The sequence below is a fragment of the Streptomyces sp. NPDC021225 genome, from assembly GCF_044332865.1.
Lineage (GTDB): Bacteria > Actinomycetota > Actinomycetes > Streptomycetales > Streptomycetaceae > Streptomyces.
Genome location: NZ_JBIRPV010000001.1, coordinates 662708 through 679422 on the forward strand (window position 1 = coordinate 662708; position 16715 = coordinate 679422).

Consider the following 16715-nt stretch of genomic DNA (forward strand, 5'->3'; position numbering starts at 1 on the left):
GCGCTGCCCGATCGCTCAGCTGCCCGATCGCTCCGGGGCCGGGCCTCGGAGGGTAGGGATACCACCTAAGGGCGGGTTGGGGGTTCGTCGGGAACCCCCAACCCGCCCGTAGCGTTTACGGTGGGAAGACGAACTGATGCTGCCGGCCCGGTGCCCCCGGCCCGTCGCCGCGAAGGAGCGCGCATGGAAGCCGTTGCCTGGATCCTGCTGCTTGTCTTCCTGCTCTTCGTCTCGGTGGGGGTCTACGCGGGTGTGCGGGCGGTCAAGGCGGCCAAGCGCGGCATCGATCGCACGGTTAGCCAGGCGCGCCGCACGGTGGAGGACACCAAGCTGAGAGCCAAGCAGTTCGCGCAGCCCGGCCCGGCCGGCGAGCTCGCCGAGCTGCGCCTGTCGCTGCGCACCTCGATGCGGGCGACCCAGGAGGCGTTGCGCGCGGGGGCGCCCCAAGACTCCTCGCTGTCCGAGGCGTTGGGCCTGTTCGAGCGGCTCAGCGCCCATGGGCGCGAGCTCGACGAGGACCTGAAGCGGCTGGAGCAGGAGCCCGACAAGGGCCGTCTGGCCTCCCAGCTGCCCGAGCTCCGGGAGCGTACGGAACGGATCACGCGCTCCGCGGACTCGCTGCGCTGGGCGGCGCAGGACCGGGCGCAGCGGTTCGCCCGGGACGACCTGGACGCGCTGGACCGCGAGATCGAGGTCGAGGCGAGCGCGCTGCGGCACTGGACGCAGGTGCCCGAGGCGCCGCCCCGACCGGCTCCCGGGCCCGCGTCGGGGGCTCAGCCCGGGGCCGGGACGGCTGCTGGGTCCGGGGCCGCGGCGTCCGGCCCGGCGTCTTCGGCGGGCTCCACGGCGGCCGATGGGCAGCCGCGGTCCATCAATGGCCCCACCCCCACGGCCGGGGCGGACCACTGGTGGCAGAAGGCGGCCGACACCGCGGGCGTGCGCCGCGAGAACACGACCTGATCATCCGGCGGGGTCGCGCTGTCAGCCCAGGCCATCCCCCGATAATCTCCCAGTCATGTCCCGCCATGTCGCGATCGTGACCGATTCCACGGCGTACCTTCCACCGGAGGCCATGGAGCGGCACCGCATCGTCTCAGTGCCGCTGACGGTGGTGCTCGGAGACCGCGCACTCGAAGAGGGGACCGAGATCTCGGCCAGGTCCCTCGCGCAGGCGCTACAGAAGCGCAGACCGGTGACCACGTCCCGGCCCAGCCCGGCGATGTTCGCGGCCGCCTACCGCGCGGTGGCGGAGGCGGGCGCGACGGGCATCGTCTCCCTCCACCTGTCGGCCGAGTTCTCCGGCACCTACGACGCGGCCGTGCTCGCGGCCCAGGACGCGCCGGTGCCGGTGCGGGTGGTGGACAGCGGCATGGTGGCCATGGCCCTCGGCTTCTGCGCACTGTCCGCGGCCGAGACGGCGGAGAGCGGCGGCACGCTGGACGAGGCGGTCGCGGCCGCCGAGAAGCGGGCCGAGAGCACGGCCGCCTACTTCTATGTCGACACCCTCGACTATCTGCGTCGAGGCGGCCGGATCGGCGCGGCCCAGGCGCTGCTCGGCTCGGCCCTCGCGGTCAAGCCGCTGCTGCAACTGGACGAGGGCCGGATCGAGCTGCGGGAGAAGGTGCGCACGGCGTCCAAGGCCATCGCACGGCTCGAGGAGATCGTGGTGGAGCGGGCCGGCCTGAGCCCCGTGGACATCGCGGTGCAGCACCTGGCGGCGGGCGAGCGGGCGGCGGCTCTCGCGGAGCGGCTCCGCGAGCGGGTGCCGGGGCTCGCGGAACTGTATGTGAGCGAGGTGGGCGCGGTGATCGGCGCGCACACCGGGCCCGGACTGCTGGGCGCGGTGGTCTCGCCGCGCTAGCGGGGGTGGGCGCGCCCGTCCGGGTGACGGAGTTATCCACAACTCATGGGTTATCCCCGGAAATTGAGGTGTGCGGGCGGGATCGGCCGGGGGCGCCTACCGTCAGACGCATGGCAACTCGATCACGCACAGTAACCACCAGGCCGGGCCCCGGCCGCCGTCACGACCGCCGTCCGCCCTCCGGCACGGGTCACCAGCTGTTCCGCCGCCGTCCCGGCACCGGCGCACGCCCGGCGGCGGTCGCGTACCACCGCCATGCGCGTGCGACCGCGCTCTTCCCCGCCACACCCCGAGTCACCGCCGCCACTCCTCAACCACCACCCCCGCCGGACAAGGCGAGCGGCGAAGAGACCACCGCGGAGGCGGCGGAGGGCCCCGGGGAGGCGCCGGAGGACACCGGGGTGGCAGACGCCACGACGGGGGGAGAGGGCAGGGCCGGCGGTCCGACAGTGCCGCGCCGCGACCGCCTGCGGCTCGCGCTGAAGGAGCGGTTGCCGCTGTGGCTCCAGCTCCGCTGCGGCATCGAGCCGCGGACCCTGGCCGCGCTGACCGTCGTGCTGCTCGTGGCGGCGGCCTTCGCGGCGTACCACTTCTGGACCGGTCGGCCGCAGACCGTCGCGGCGCCGGCCCCGGAGCCCGCTCGCAGGGCGGCCGCCGAGCCGGCCCCGGCTCCATCGCCCGGTGCGGTGCCCACGGCCGGTGCGGTGCCGACGCCCGGCTCCGGGGGCTCGGTCGTGGTCGATGTGTCGGGCAGGGTCCGCGAGCCGGGGGTGCACCGGCTGCGCTCCGGCTCCAGAGTTACCGACGCGCTGAAGGCGGCCGGAGGGGTCAGGCCAGGCACGGACCTCAGCGGGCTGAACCGGGCCCGCGTCCTGACGGACGGCGAGCAGATCGTGGTGGGAGCGCCTGCGGCCCCGACCCCCGCCGCCCCCGCCGGGGCGGGTGGAGGTACGGGCGGCGCGGCCCCCGCGCCCACCGGACCGATCAGCCTGAACTCCGCCACCGCCGACCAGTTGGACACCCTTCCCGGGGTCGGCCCCGTGCTGGCCCGGCACATCATCGACTACCGCACTCAGCACGGCGGTTTCCGCTCCGTCGACGAACTCCGCGAGGTCAACGGGATCGGCGACCGCCGGTTCGCCGACCTCCGCCCGATGGTCCGCCCATGACGCCCCAGCAGGCCCCGCGCGCCCGTGCCCCGGTGCATGCCGCGGCAGACTCCCCGCGCGGAGCCTCCGCCCCGCGCCAGGAGGGCCCGGCCGACCTGCGCCTCGTACCCCCTGCCCTCGCGGCCTGGCTCGCGGCGGCGCTCGCCCTCGGAGCGTCCGGCCGCGCGGTGGCCCTGGCCTGCGCGGGAGCATTCCTCGCGGCGGCCGCCCTCCTATGGGCCACCCACCACCCCCGACGCGTGGCGCCGGATCCGCCCGACGAGCCGGCGCCCGCCGGGGCCACGACCACCGGCCGCCCGCCTGGGACTGACGCCCGATTACGAGCGACATCCTCGGGCACGACCGGGCAGCTCGCCCGGGCCGTGAGTTCGCCTGTGGGGTCGGCCAGTGGCTCGGGCGCGGCCTTGTGGGCCGGAGCGGGGGCGGCTGCCCGGGGGCCCGTGGCGCGGTGGCGCGGATTGGCGGGGAGCGTGGCCGCGGGGTTGGTCTGCGGGGCCGTGGCGGCTGCCGTCGCCTGGGCGCACGCCGCGGATGTGCGGCGGGGGCCGGTGCCGTCGCTGGCGGGGGCGTATGCCGGGGCCACTGTGGAGCTGACCGTCACGGGCGACCCGCGCCTCACCCGTCCCCGGGTGCGAGGGGCCGCGCTCGCGCCCGTGTCCGTGATGGTGGAGGCCGAGGCCACTCGGGTCGCCGCCGACCACGGCGGCACGACGGCCACGACCCGCGCCCCCATCCTCCTGATCGCGCACGCCCCGCCCCGGCAGCAGACCGCCTGGCTCGGGCTGCTGCCCACCACGCGGCTGCGCGTGCACGGCCGCCTCGCCCCGCCGGCGCACGGCGGCGACCGCACCGCCGCCGTGGTGCGCGTCGACGGCGGCGCGCCACTGATCGTGGCCGGGCCCACCGCGGCCCAGCGCGTGGCCGGGCGTCTGCGGGCCGGCCTGCGCGCCGCGACCGAAGGGCTGGCCCCGGACGCGCGGGCGCTGCTCCCGGGGCTTGTCGTGGGGGACACCTCGCGGGTGTCGCCAGACCTCGACGAGGCGTTCCGGGCCGCGGACATGACGCATCTGCTGGCGGTCAGCGGAAGCAACCTGTCCGTGATCCTCGTGCTGCTGATCGGCCCGCCCCACCTCGCCGCCCGGGCCGAGCGGCGCGGCCTCGCCGCCAGGCTGGGCATCCCGCTGCGGATGACCGCGCTGCTCGGCGGTGGGCTCACGCTCGCCTTCGTCGTGGTGTGCAGACCCGACCCCAGCGTGCTGCGCGCGGCCGCGTGCGGGCTGATCACTCTGCTGGCCATCGCCACCGGCCGCCGCCGGTCCCTGCTGCCCGCCCTGGCCGCCGCCGTCCTGGTGCTGGTCCTCTACGACCCCTGGCTGGCGCGGAGCTATGGATTTCTCCTCTCCGTACTGGCCACGGGCGCGCTGCTCACCCTCGCGCCGCGCCTCGCCGCCGCCCTGCGGCGGCGCGGGCTGCCGCCACGGCCGGCGGAGATGCTGGCCGCGGCCGTCGCCGCCCACGCGGTCTGCGCGCCGGTCGTCGTGGTGCTGGCCGGGCGGGTGAGCCTGGTGTCGATCCCCTGCAATCTGCTCGCCGAGCTCGCGGTTGCCCCGGCCACGATCCTGGGCTTCGCCGCCCTCGCCGCGGCCCCGCTCGCGTTACCGGCCGCCGAGTGCCTGGCCTGGCTGGCCGGTTGGCCGGCCGGATGGATCGCCTCCGTGGCCCGTACGGGCGCGGGGCTGCCCGGGGCGGAGGCCGCCTGGCCGGGCGGCTGGCGGGGCGGGCTGCTGCTGGCCGCCGTCACCGCGGCCGCCCTGCTCGCCGGCCGTCGCCTGCTCAGGCATCGGCTGGTGTGCGCGCTCTGCGCGCTGCTCCTGCTGCTCGCGCTCGTCCGCCCGGCCCCGCTGGCCCGCGTCATCACCGGCTGGCCGCCGCCCGGTTGGCGCATGGTGGCCTGCGACGTCGGCCAGGGCGACGCACTGGTCCTGTCCGCGGGTCCCGGCGCGGCCGTCGTCGTGGACACCGGGCCCGAGCCGCGTGCCGTGGACCGCTGTCTGCGGACGCTGGGCGTGGTCCGCATCCCGCTGCTCGTCCTGACCCACTTCCACGCCGACCATGTGGCCGGGCTGAGCGGCGCGTTGCGCGGCCGGGCGGTGGGCGCGATCGAGACGACGCCCCTGCTGGACCCGCCGGACCAGGCCGAGTCCGTGCGCCGCCGGGCCGAGGCGGCGCACATCCCGGTGGTCACCGCCGTGCCGGGGGAGCGCCGCCGGGTCGGCCCGCTGTCCTGGGAGGTGCTGTGGCCGCCGCCCTCAGCGGGGCCACACACGGAGGGGCCAGGGTCGGTCACACCGCCCGCGGAGGGGCCGAACGACGCGAGCGTCACCCTCCTGGTCCGCACGGCGGGCCTGACCTTCCTCCTTCTGGGCGATCTCGAACCGCCCGCGCAGAGCGCCCTGTTGGCGGCTCACCCCGCGCTGCCCGAGGTGGACGTCCTCAAGGTGGCCCACCACGGCTCCGCCTACCAGGACTCACGGCTGCTGCGCCGCCTGAGCCCGCGCCTCGCGCTGATCTCCTGCGGTGCGGACAACCCGTACGGCCACCCGTCCCCCCGGACCATGGCCGCCCTCCGGGCCCAGGGCGCCGCCGTCCTCCGTACCGACTCCGCCGGCCCGATCGCCGTCACCGGCCCGGACCTGCGGGCGGCCGTCAGATGACCCAGCTACTAGATGACCCAGCTTCCGTCCCGCCTGACAGGCCGCCCGCGCAGCGGCACCGGACACGGCACTCGACCCCGTCGGCTCACTCGGCCTCCAGCCACCCGTCGTACTCGGCCGCGAAGGCGTCGAGCGCCGCCGGATCCAGCGCCTCGGCCGGGTCCTCCACGACGACCAGCCACTGCGCGTCCTCCGCGTCGTCCTCGCCGGCCAGGGCGTCCCGGATCAGGTGGGGTTCCTCGGCGATGCCGAAGCGGTCGGCGAGGGCCTCGCCCACCTCTTCCGCCGCGTCGCGGTCGGGCAGCACCAGGACGTGTCGTACGGGGGCAGGTCGTGCGTCGGTCACCGGATCATTGTCGGGCATCCGGGAGACGGGACTGTCGGGGTTGTCGGCGGGTCGTGGGATGCTGGACGGCGATGGCCAGGAAGACGACGACCGACGATCCACTCGCCCCCGTGACCCTCGCCGTGGGCCAGGAGGACCTGCTGCTCGACCGTGCCGTGCAGCAGGTCGTGGCGGCCGCCCGGGCCGCCGATCCGGACACCGATGTGCGCGACCTCGCGCCCGACGCCCTTCAGCCCGGCACGCTCGCGGAGCTGACCAGCCCCTCCCTGTTCGCCGAGCGCAAAGTCGTGGTGGTGCGCAACGCACAGGATCTCTCGGCGGACACGATCAAGGACGTGAAGGGGTATCTGAGCGCCCCTGCCGAGGAGATCACCCTGGTGCTGCTGCACGCCGGCGGCGCCAAGGGCAAGGGGCTGCTCGACGCCGCCCGCAAGGCGGGCGCGCGCGAGGTCGCGTGCCCGAAGATGACCAAGCCGGCCGACCGGCTCGCCTTCGTGCGGACGGAGTTCCGGGCCACCGGGCGCTCCGCGACGCCGGAGGCGTGTCAGGCCCTGGTCGACGCGATCGGCAGCGATCTGCGCGAGCTGGCGAGCGCCTGCGCACAGCTCGCCGCCGATGTGGAGGGCACGATCGACGAGGCGGTCGTCGCCCGCTACTACACGGGCCGCGCCGAGGCGTCCAGCTTCACGGTCGCCGACCGCGCCGTCGAAGGGCGTACGGCCGAGGCCCTGGAGGCGCTGCGCTGGGCGGTGGCCACGGGCGTGGCGCCGGTGTTGATCACCAGCGCCCTCGCCCAGGGCGTGCGCGCCATCGGCAAGCTCGCCTCCGCGCCGCGCGGTGCGCGCCCCGGCGACCTGGCGCGGGAGCTCGGCATGCCGCCGTGGAAGATCGACCGGGTGCGGCAGCAGATGCGCGGCTGGTCGGCGGACGGCGTGGCGGTGGCGCTGCGCGCGGTGGCCGAGGCCGACGCCGGGGTGAAGGGCGGCGGCGACGACCCGGAGTACGCCCTGGAGAAAGCGGTGGTCACCATCGCCCGCGCCGCCCGCGCGGGCCGCTAGGCCCAGAGACGAGGGCCCAGGCCCGCCCGGGGGCGGCGGGCCTGGGCCGTAGGGCCCTCGGAGGGGCTATTTCTGGAGCTTCTCCAGCGTCCCCTTCGCGCTCGCCTTGAGCATCGCGGTGATCTCGGTGTTGGTCTTGACCGGGGTGCCCGACGAGCTCGACGCGTACTGCGACCACGTCGTCTGGTACGTCATCCAGCCGTCGCGCACGCCGAGGATCACATAGGCGCTGGTGTTGCTGCTGCTCTCGTACTCCTGGGCCACCACATACGCCTCGTCGCCGACGCCGCTGACCTTGGACACCTTGTAGTGGGTGGTGGAGGTCTTCTGGTTCTTGTACGACATGTACGTCGCCTTGAACTCGGGCGTCGGGTCGGTCTTCCGGTGCAGATAGGCCGTCGTGTAGAGCCACGCGGAGGAGTAGTCACCGGTGGAGGAGGAGCTGGGCTCGTAGTCGACGTTGCAGGTCATCGAGTCCATGGCCGGGTCCTCCGAGCTGCTGTGCTGCGGGTTGGTCCCGGAGGTGCTGGTCTTCTCCTTGAAGGAGGCGTTCTCGATGGGGGAGAAGTCGCTGGAGGTGCACAGATTGCTCGCGTACTGGTAGCTCCCGAGGTCGGCCTTCTCCTCGGAGCTGCCGAAGCCGCCGGTCGAGAACACCACCCCGGCCCACACCGCCGAGGCCACGACCGCCCCGCCCAGGGCCCACAGCCAGCCCTTGCCGCCACCGCCGCCCGAGCCCGTGGGAGGCGTGGGCATGGGGGGCTGGGCGCCCATCGGGCCGTACCCGGCCCCGTATCCGGCACCGGCCGCGGTCTCGGGCGTGGACCAGCCACCGGCCCCGGGGGGCCCGGGCGGACCGGGGGGCATCGCGGTGACGGCGGGCATGGCGGGCATCGTCGGCTGCGCGTACGGATACGGCGACGGCTGAGGCGGCTGTGCCTGCTGAGGGCCCTGGCTGTACGGGTTCGGCTGCGCGACCGGCGGCGTGCCGGGCTGAGCCGGCTGGGGCTGCTGGGGCTGCCCATAAGGGTTGGGTGTGTCCCCCGATATCGACATGACGTGAACATACCCGATTAACAGCCAAAAGCCCCACGCTGCCCTGGGGAAAGGGCGAGCGTGGGGCCTTGTTGAAGCAGAGTGCGCCGCACCCGCGTGGCGAACGCAGGCCGCGTGCGGCGCGGTGCCGCAGCTGTTGCTGTCGGCTGCCGGACGGAGCGGGTGAGAGGGACCGCTTGGGTCCGTGCCGGCGGGGTGGGGCGGCCGCCCCGGGGGTGAGCCCGGGAGGAGAGCCCCGGAGGTCAGCCCTGGAGGCCGGCGACCTGGTTGGCCAGGGCCGACTTCTTGTTGGCCGCGTTGTTCTTGTGGATGACGCCCTTGCTGACGGCCTTGTCGAGCTTCCGGGACGCGACGCGGGCGGCGGCGGTGGCCTTCTCGGCGTCACCGGCGGCGACGGCCTCGCGGGTCCGGCGGATCGCGGTCTTCAGTTCGGACTTGACGGACTTGTTGCGCAGGCGCGCCTTCTCGTTCGTCTTGTTCCGCTTGATCTGGGACTTGATGTTCGCCACGTAAAGAGCCTTCGCAGGTTCGTTGGATTTCGCTGTTTCGTTTCGCATCCGGTGTCGCGCGCGAAGAGGGGCACGAGACACAGTCGGCCAGATTACCAGCAGGCTTGTCGGCGTCCCAAACCGCGACCTGGAGCCACCGGACGGGGGGCCGAATCCACGCCGAACCCGGACGCGGTCGCCAGTCATGGGACCATGGACTGACTGACAACACCGAGTCCCGCCTAGACACAGGACCCTGCGTGCCCGCGACCCCTACCAATGTGCCGGAGCCGAGCCGTACCGACCCGGCTCTCATCCGTAACTTCTGCATCATCGCGCACATCGACCACGGCAAGTCGACGCTCGCCGACCGGATGCTCCAGCTGACCGGTGTGGTCGAGCAGCGGCAGATGCGCGCGCAGTACCTCGACCGCATGGACATCGAGCGCGAGCGCGGTATCACGATCAAGTCCCAGGCGGTCCGGCTGCCCTGGGCGCCCACCCAGGATGCGGGCGCCACCCACATCCTCAACATGATCGACACCCCGGGCCACGTGGACTTCACCTACGAGGTCTCGCGCTCCCTCGCGGCCTGCGAGGGCTGCGTCCTGCTGGTCGACGCGGCCCAGGGCATCGAGGCACAGACTCTCGCCAATCTCTATCTGGCGCTGGAGAACGACCTCACGATCATCCCGGTCCTCAACAAGATCGACCTCCCGGCCGCCCAGCCCGAGAAGTACGCCGCCGAGCTGGCGCACATCATCGGCTGCGACCCCTCCGATGTGCTCAAGGTCTCCGCCAAGACCGGCGAGGGGGTGGCCGAGCTGCTGGACGAGGTGGTCCGGCTGGTCCCGGCCCCGGTGGGCGTCAAGGACGCCCCCGCCCGGGCGATGATCTTCGACTCGGTCTATGACGCCTACCGGGGCGTCGTGACCTACGTCAAGGTCGTCGACGGCACCCTGGGCAAGCGCGAGCGCATCAAGATGATGTCCACCGGCGCCGCCCACGAGCTGCTCGAGATCGGCACCAACTCGCCCGAGATGACCCCGGCCGACGGGCTGTCCGTCGGCGAGGTGGGCTATCTGATCACCGGTGTGAAGGACGTCCGCCAGTCCAAGGTCGGCGACACGATCACCCAGTTCAGCAAGGGCGCGACCGAGGCGCTTGGCGGCTACAAGGACCCCAAGCCCATGGTCTTCTCCGGGCTGTATCCGCTGGACGGCTCGGACTACCCGGAGCTGCGCGAGGCCCTGGACAAGCTTCAGCTCAACGACGCCGCACTGGTCTACGAGCCGGAGACCTCGGCGGCCCTCGGCTTCGGCTTCCGGGTCGGCTTCCTCGGCCTGCTCCACCTGGAGGTCATCCGCGAGCGCCTGGAGCGCGAATTCGGTCTCGACCTGATCGCCACGGCGCCCAATGTGATCTACCGCGTGGACATGGAGGACGGCTCCACGCACACGGTCACCAACCCCAGCGAGTTCCCCGTGGGCAAGATCGACAAGGTGCATGAGCCGGTCGTCCGGTCCACCATCCTGGCCCCGAGCGAGTTCATCGGCGCGATCATGGAGCTCTGCCAGAACCGCCGCGGTGTGATGCTCGGCATGGACTACCTCTCCGAGGACCGGGTCGAGATCCGCTACACCCTTCCGCTCGCCGAGGTGGTCTTCGACTTCTTCGACCAGCTGAAGTCAAAGACCCGCGGCTATGCCTCGCTCGACTACGAGCCCACCGGCGAGCAGACCTCCGACCTGGTCAAGGTCGACATCCTGCTGCACGGCGACAAGGTCGACGCCTTCTCCGCGATCACCCACAAGGACAAGGCGTACGCGTACGGCGTGCGGCTGGTCGCCAAGCTGCGCGAGCTGATCCCGAGGCAGAACTTCGAGGTGCCGATCCAGGCCGCCATCGGCAGCCGCGTCATCGCCCGTGAGACGGTCCGCGCCATCCGCAAGGACGTCCTGGCCAAGTGCTACGGCGGTGACATCTCCCGGAAGCGGAAGCTGCTGGAGAAGCAGAAGGAAGGCAAGAAGCGGATGAAGATGGTCGGCAGCGTGGAGGTCCCGCAGGAGGCCTTCATCGCGGTGCTGTCCTCCGACTCCGAGGGCGAGGCGAAGGCGAAGAAGTAAGAAGACGGGGGTGACAGTGGGCCCGGCGCTCGGCGCGCCGGACCCACTGGCCGCTCCCGTGGCTTCTTCCCCACCGCTTCCGCCAGGTCGTTTCCGAAGTTTCAACAAGGTGGCCGAAGCCCCCTTACGCGGTACGGTTCCGGCCCTTACCCTGATCACTGCTCGAAGGTTACTCGCGAGTCAATAAGCACGAGGCAAGCACTGAGGCGGGCTCCGGAGGATGCCGTGACCGACACACAGACTTTGCTCGAGAACCGGCCGCCGTCCCTGGCGACGCACTTCCTCCAGCGCGTCGAGGCGACGCCGGACGCCGAGGCCTACCGCTATCCGGTCCCGCCCGCCTCGGGCGAAGGCCCCGACGACTGGCAGCCGCTGACCTGGCGCGAGACCGCGGACCGGGTCTTCGCCATCGCCGCCGGCCTGATCGACCTCGGCATCCGCCCCGAGGAGCGGGTGGCGCTGGCCTGCTCCACCCGCATCGAGTGGATTCTGACCGACCTCGGCGTGCTGTGCGCGGGCGCGGCGACCACCACGGTCTATCCGAACACCAACGCCGAGGAGACGGCCTTCATCCTCTCCGACTCCGGCAGCCGGGTGCTGATCGCCGAGGACGCGGCGCAGCTCGCCAAGGTGCGGGAGCAGCGCGAGGACCTTCCCGACCTGACCCATGTCGTGGTGATCAAGGCCGAGGACGCGACCCCGGCCGAGGGCGACCCCGAGGGCTGGGTGCTCTCGCTCGCCGAACTGGAGAAGCGCGGCACGGCCTACCTCGACGACCACCCGGACGCGGTGCGGGAGCGGATGGACGCGCTCCGCGCCGATCAGCTGGCCACGCTCATCTACACCTCGGGCACTACCGGACGCCCCAAGGGCGTACGTCTGGCGCATGACACCTGGTCGTACATGGCCATCGTGATCGGCAATCTCGACGGCATCCTCTTCGCCGACGATGTGCAGTACCTGTGGCTGCCGCTGTCGCATGTCTTCGGCAAGGTGCTGACGGCCGGGCAGGTGTACATCGGACACACCACGGCCGTGGACGGCCGGCAGGACAAGATCATCGAGAACCTGCCGGTGGTCAGGCCCACCTACATGTGCGCCGTGCCGCGGATCTTCGAGAAGGTCTACAACGGCGTGGCGCAGCGGGCCCGCGCGGGCGGCGGCGCCAAGTACAAGATCTTCCAGTGGGCGGCCGAGGTCGCCCGGGAGTACGCCAAGACCTCCCAGGACAACTTCCGCCGCACCGGCACGGCCTCCGTGCCCATGAGCCTCAAGGCCAAGCACGCCGTCGCCGACAGGCTGGTCTATGCCAAGCTGCGCGAGGCGTTCGGCGGGCGGCTGCGGGCCGCGGTGTCCGGCGCGGCCGCGCTCGCTCCCGACATCGGCTACTTCTTCGCCGGCGCCGGTATCAACATCCTGGAGGGCTACGGCCTCACGGAGACCAGCGGCCCGGGCTTCCTGAACCCGGTGGAGTACCGCACCGGCACGGTGGGCAAGGCGTTCGCGGGCCTGGAGGTGCGGGTGGCCGAGGACGGCGAGATCCTGATGCGCGGCCCCTCCATCATGCAGGGCTACCACGGGCTGCCGGAGCTGACCGAGCAGGTGCTGGAGTCCGACGGCTGGTTCCACACCGGCGACATCGGCGAGCTCTCGCCCGACGGCTATCTGACCATCACCGACCGGAAGAAGGACCTGATCAAGACCTCGGGCGGGAAGTATGTCGCGCCGGCCGAGGTCGAGGGCCAGTTCAAGGCGGTGTGCCCGTTCGTCTCCAACATCCTGGTGCACGGCGCGGACCGCAACTACTGCACCGCGCTGATCTCCCTCGACGAGCCGACGATCATGGGCTGGGCGCAGGAGCACGGTATGCAGGGGAAGACATACGCCGAGGTGGTGGCCACGGACGAGGTGCGGGAGCTGATCGAGGGCTATGTGGGGCGGCTCAACGCGGGGCTCCAGCGCTGGCAGACGATCAAGAAGTTCCGGCTGCTGCCGCGCGATCTGGACGTCGAGCACGGTGAGCTGACGCCGAGCCTGAAGCTGAAGCGGCCGGTCGTCGAGCGGGAGTACAAGGAGCTTCTGGAGGACATGTACACCGGCGCGCGGGAGGCCTGAGCACCCGCGGGGCGTGTGAGCGGTCGCGCGGGACGCCCGGGCGTTCCTGCGCGCCGGGCGCCCCGGGCGGGGGGAGCCGTGCGGGGCCCGTGGGGCGTACGAGGCGTACGATCCGCACAAGCGTTGCAGCTCCGGCACAGTGTTCACCTGATTTTTCCCCTCATCGCGGCTCACTTGCGTAACTCGGCGCATATGAGGGCGGCATGTCTGTCACCCTGTCGGTGTCGGACTACGGCGCTACGCCGGGACTGCTCAGGAGCCGCACAGTGGGGACGTCTTCTTCTGCCACACCTGCTTCTGTCACACCTGATCCGGCGCCGGGGGCGGTGCCGGGCGCAGTGCCCCGCCCCCGGCCCGGATCCGGGTACGGGCGGGCGCTCGGGGCCGTGCCCGGCACCGCGCCGGCCGCCCGGATCGCCGCCGCGCGCACCAGCCTGCCCGGCAATCCCCTGGCGGCCTCCGCCGCGCGCCGGTTCGCCCGTGCGGCCCTCGCCGACTGGAGCGCGCTCGACTTCCCCGCCGTCGGCCGGATTCCCGACCAGGTCGCGGACGAGGTCGTGCTGCTGGTGAGCGAGCTGGTCACCAATGCCGTGGTGCACGCCGGGACGGCGGTCGAGGTGAGCTGTGCGCTGGATGTGTTAACGGGAGACGGGGAAGAGCCCTCCGTGGTCGTCGAGGTGACCGACCATCACCCCACCCGTTTTCTGCGCGGCGAGGCGCCCGACGCGAACGACGACCCTGGGTGCGCCGGGCACGGGCTGCGGCTGGTCGCCGAACTCGCCGAGTGCTGGGGCACGGCCTATCGCCGGGCCAGCAAGACGGTGTGGTTCCAGCTGCCCGTCACCGCGGTCGAGGCCATCACCTCATCGGGTGATCCGCTTCCCGCCAATTCGGGCGAGGCGCCCAGGGACTCCGCGGCGGATTCCCTCAAGGGCGACTCCCCGGACGGCTCCCTCAAAGACGGCTCCCTCAAAGACAGTTGCGCCGAGGACGACGCGTATGCCGTCGAACTCCTCGCCCCCGCCCCCAGACGCGCCGGCGTCCGCCCTTCCGACGCCGACTGGACCCGGGAGGGCGCGCTGTCCTTCCTCGCGGAGACGTCCGACCTGCTGACCGGGCAGTTCGACGAGGACATGGTGACCTCGCTGGCCGCCCAGCTGCTCGTGCCGCGGTTCGCCGACTGGAGCGCGGTGTGGCTCGACACGGAAGGCGGCCCGCCGCGGCTCGCCCAGGTGTGGCACGCGAGCGAGACCCGGCTCGAAACCCTCCGCCAGCTGCTCGAAAAGGAGCCGCCGGAGCTGCCCGCCACCGCGCGGGGCCGGGCCGTGCCCTGGCCGTGGCCCAGCGACCCCGCCGCGTACGGGCCCGGCGGCGCGGCCCTGGCCTGCCGCCTGATCGCGGGCGGGCGCGCCGTCGGCACACTGCTGCTCGGCCGGGCCGGGCTGATGCGGGTGCCGGGCGAGGTGGCCGGCCTGGTCGAGGACTTCTCCCGCCGGGTCGCGCTGGCGCTCGCGTCCGCCCGCCAGTACACGCGGCAGGCGACCATCAGCCGGGTGCTCCAGCGTGGGCTGCTGCCCTCCCGTATCGCGAAGATCCCGGGCGTGGAGTCCGCGGTGGTGTACGAGCCGACCGGCGGCACATCCGCCGGAGGCGACTTCTACGACATCTTCCCGGCGGGCAACGGCCGCTGGGTCTTCGTGCTGGGCGACGTGTGCGGCAACGGCCCGGAGGCGGCCGTGGTGACCGGGCTCGTACGCCCCTGGCTGCGGCTGCTGGCGCGCGAGGGGTACGGCGTCGGGGAGGTCCTGGAGCGGATCAACCGGATGCTCGGCGAGGAGGCCGTCGAGGTCGCCGTCGAGGGCGCGGCGGAGGCGGTGGCCGCGGGCGTGGGGCTGACCGTGGGCGGCGGCGCGTCGCGGTTCCTGTCGCTGCTGTACGGGGAGCTGGTGCCGCTGGGCGAGGACGGCGACGACGGCATCCGCTGCACGCTCGCCAGCGCGGGGCATCCGCTGCCCCTGGTGCTCCGGCCCGACGGGTCGGTGCGCACCGTCGCCGAGCCGCAGATCCTGCTGGGCGTCGTGGACGACGTCACGTACGAGAGCGAGACCTTCGAGCTGGCGCCCGGGGAGACGCTGGTGTGCGTGACGGACGGGGTCACGGAGCACCGATCGGGCGCCCGGCAGTTCGATGACGGGGACGGGCTGGCGTCGCTGCTCGGGGACTGCGTGGGGCTGGACGCGCAGGACGTGGCGGAGCGGATCCGCGGGGCGGTGCACGCGTTCGCCGTCGAGCCGCCGGACGACGATCTGGCGATGCTGGTCCTGCGGTCGCGGTAGGGCGGCGCCTGGGCGGTCAGGACAGCTCCCCCACCCGTACCCGGTCCCTGTCGGCCGCGCGGGGCCCGGCCCCAGGCCTGGGGTCGGGAAGGGTCCAGGGGCGTCGATTTGCTGCTCCGCAGCGTGGCCGCCGCGGGCGTCAAGATCCGCCGGACAGGCCCTGGGCGCCCGGGGTGCTGTGCCGATGGCGGACAATGGGGGGCATGCCTTCCGTACTGCCCGATGGCGAGCCCATGCCCGAGGACGGCGCGCTGCCCGCGAGCGCCCTGTCCGGGGCGGCGGGGCGGCCGCTCGGGTTCTATCTGCATGTGCCCTACTGCGCGACCCGCTGCGGGTACTGCGACTTCAACACATACACCGCCACCGAGCTGCGCGGATCCGGCGGCGTGCTCGCCTCGCGCGACAACTACGCCGACATGGTCGTCGAAGAGGTGCGGCTCGCGCGCAAGGTGCTGGGGGACGACTCCCGGCCGGTCGAGACCGTGTTCGTCGGGGGCGGCACGCCGACCCTGCTGGCGGCCGCCGACCTCGGGCGGATGCTCGGCGCCATCCGGGACGAGTTCGGGCTCGCGGAGGGCGCAGAGGTCACCACCGAGGCCAACCCGGAGTCGGTCGACCCGCGGTATCTGGAGGAGCTGCGGGCGGCCGGGTTCAACCGGGTGTCGTTCGGGATGCAGAGCGCCCGGCAGCATGTGCTGCGGGTGCTGGACCGCACCCACACCCCGGGCCGCCCGGAGGCCTGCGTGGCCGAGGCGCGGGCGGCCGGGTTCGACCATGTGAACCTGGACCTGATCTACGGCACGCCGGGGGAGAGCGACGAGGACTGGCGCGCTTCCCTGGAGGCCGCGCTGGGCGCCGGGCCCGACCATGTGTCGGCGTACGCGCTGATCGTCGAGGAGGGCACTCAGCTCGCCCGGCGGATCCGGCGCGGCGAGGTCCCGATGACCGACGACGATGTGCACGCGGACCGCTACCTGATCACGGAGGAGACGCTGTCGGCGGCCGGATTCCGCTGGTACGAGGTTTCGAACTGGGCCACGTCAGAGGCCGGCCGGTGCCGCCACAACGAGCTGTACTGGCGTGGCGCGGACTGGTGGGGCGCGGGCCCCGGCGCGCACAGCCATGTGGGCGGTGTGCGGTGGTGGAACGTGAAGCACCCCGGTGCGTACGCGCAGGCGCTGAGCGAGGGCAGGTCCCCCGGGGCGGGCCGCGAGGTGCTGACCGACGAGGAGCGCCGGGTGGAGCGGATCCTGCTGGAGCTGCGGCTCGCGGAGGGCTGCCCGCTGGACCTGCTGGCCCCGGCGGGCGCCGCCGCGGCGGCGAAGGCCGTGGCGGACGGGCTGCTGGCGCCGGAGCCGTACGGCGAGGGCCGGGCGGTGCTCACCCTGCGCGGGCGGCTGCTGGCCGACGCGGTGGTGCGCGATCTCGTCGACTGACCGATCGATC

The 16715-nt window shown here is 73.1% G+C and carries 12 protein-coding genes; 9 read left to right on the forward strand and 3 right to left on the reverse strand.

Annotation, left to right across the window (positions count from 1 at the left end):
* Positions 1-183 precede the first annotated feature (183 nt).
* The 4 genes from ACH4S9_RS02945 to ACH4S9_RS02960 all read left to right on the forward strand — a co-directional run bounded on the left by ACH4S9_RS02945 (position 184) and on the right by ACH4S9_RS02960 (position 5744).
* Positions 184-960: a hypothetical protein gene (locus ACH4S9_RS02945; RefSeq protein WP_398369392.1), complete on the forward strand. Its 777-nt coding sequence runs from the start codon at positions 184-186 to the stop codon at positions 958-960.
* 55 nt (positions 961-1015) lie between these two features.
* Complete coding sequence (locus ACH4S9_RS02950; RefSeq protein WP_311722476.1) at positions 1016-1861, forward strand: DegV family protein; 846 nt, start codon at positions 1016-1018, stop codon at positions 1859-1861.
* Between the two features lie 110 nt (positions 1862-1971).
* Entirely contained in the window at positions 1972-3030 is a 1059-nt protein-coding gene (locus ACH4S9_RS02955; RefSeq protein ID WP_398369394.1) for a helix-hairpin-helix domain-containing protein, read from the forward strand.
* Positions 3027-5744, forward strand: coding sequence for a ComEC/Rec2 family competence protein (locus ACH4S9_RS02960; protein ID WP_398369396.1), 2718 nt, complete (start codon positions 3027-3029; stop codon positions 5742-5744). Before ACH4S9_RS02955 ends, ACH4S9_RS02960 begins: the two co-directional genes overlap by 4 nt.
* A gap of 85 nt (positions 5745-5829) precedes the next feature.
* On the opposite strand, the gene ACH4S9_RS02965 is transcribed toward ACH4S9_RS02960, so the two are convergent.
* Positions 5830-6108: a hypothetical protein gene (locus ACH4S9_RS02965; RefSeq protein WP_311722479.1), complete on the reverse strand. Its 279-nt coding sequence runs from the start codon at positions 6106-6108 to the stop codon at positions 5830-5832.
* 53 nt (positions 6109-6161) lie between these two features.
* Here ACH4S9_RS02965 and holA point away from each other — a divergent pair, with 53 nt between their 5' ends.
* On the forward strand, positions 6162-7148 hold the full coding sequence (gene holA, locus ACH4S9_RS02970) for a DNA polymerase III subunit delta (protein ID WP_311722480.1): 987 nt from the start codon (positions 6162-6164) through the stop codon (positions 7146-7148).
* Between the two features lie 66 nt (positions 7149-7214).
* Here holA and ACH4S9_RS02975 read toward each other — a convergent pair whose 3' ends face one another.
* The gene (locus tag ACH4S9_RS02975; protein WP_385341928.1) at positions 7215-8204 is read right to left on the reverse strand and encodes a hypothetical protein; all 990 of its coding nucleotides are present in this window, start codon (positions 8202-8204) and stop codon (positions 7215-7217) included.
* Between the two features lie 242 nt (positions 8205-8446).
* Positions 8447-8713: a 30S ribosomal protein S20 gene (gene rpsT / locus ACH4S9_RS02980; protein ID WP_311722483.1), complete on the reverse strand. Its 267-nt coding sequence runs from the start codon at positions 8711-8713 to the stop codon at positions 8447-8449.
* Positions 8714-8952: 239 nt separating this feature from the next.
* Between rpsT and lepA the strand changes: the two genes are divergently transcribed.
* The 4 genes from lepA to hemW all read left to right on the forward strand — a co-directional run bounded on the left by lepA (position 8953) and on the right by hemW (position 16705).
* Positions 8953-10818, forward strand: a complete 1866-nt coding sequence (gene lepA, locus ACH4S9_RS02985; protein ID WP_311722484.1) for a translation elongation factor 4 — start codon at positions 8953-8955, stop codon at positions 10816-10818.
* Positions 10819-11043: 225 nt separating this feature from the next.
* The gene (locus ACH4S9_RS02990) at positions 11044-12933 is read left to right on the forward strand and encodes an AMP-dependent synthetase/ligase (protein WP_398369400.1); all 1890 of its coding nucleotides are present in this window, start codon (positions 11044-11046) and stop codon (positions 12931-12933) included.
* A 203-nt stretch (positions 12934-13136) separates the two neighbouring features.
* Complete coding sequence (locus ACH4S9_RS02995) at positions 13137-15269, forward strand: SpoIIE family protein phosphatase (RefSeq protein WP_398369402.1); 2133 nt, start codon at positions 13137-13139, stop codon at positions 15267-15269.
* Between the two features lie 203 nt (positions 15270-15472).
* Complete coding sequence (hemW, locus tag ACH4S9_RS03000) at positions 15473-16705, forward strand: radical SAM family heme chaperone HemW (protein ID WP_398369404.1); 1233 nt, start codon at positions 15473-15475, stop codon at positions 16703-16705.
* The last annotated feature ends 10 nt before the right edge of the window (positions 16706-16715 follow it).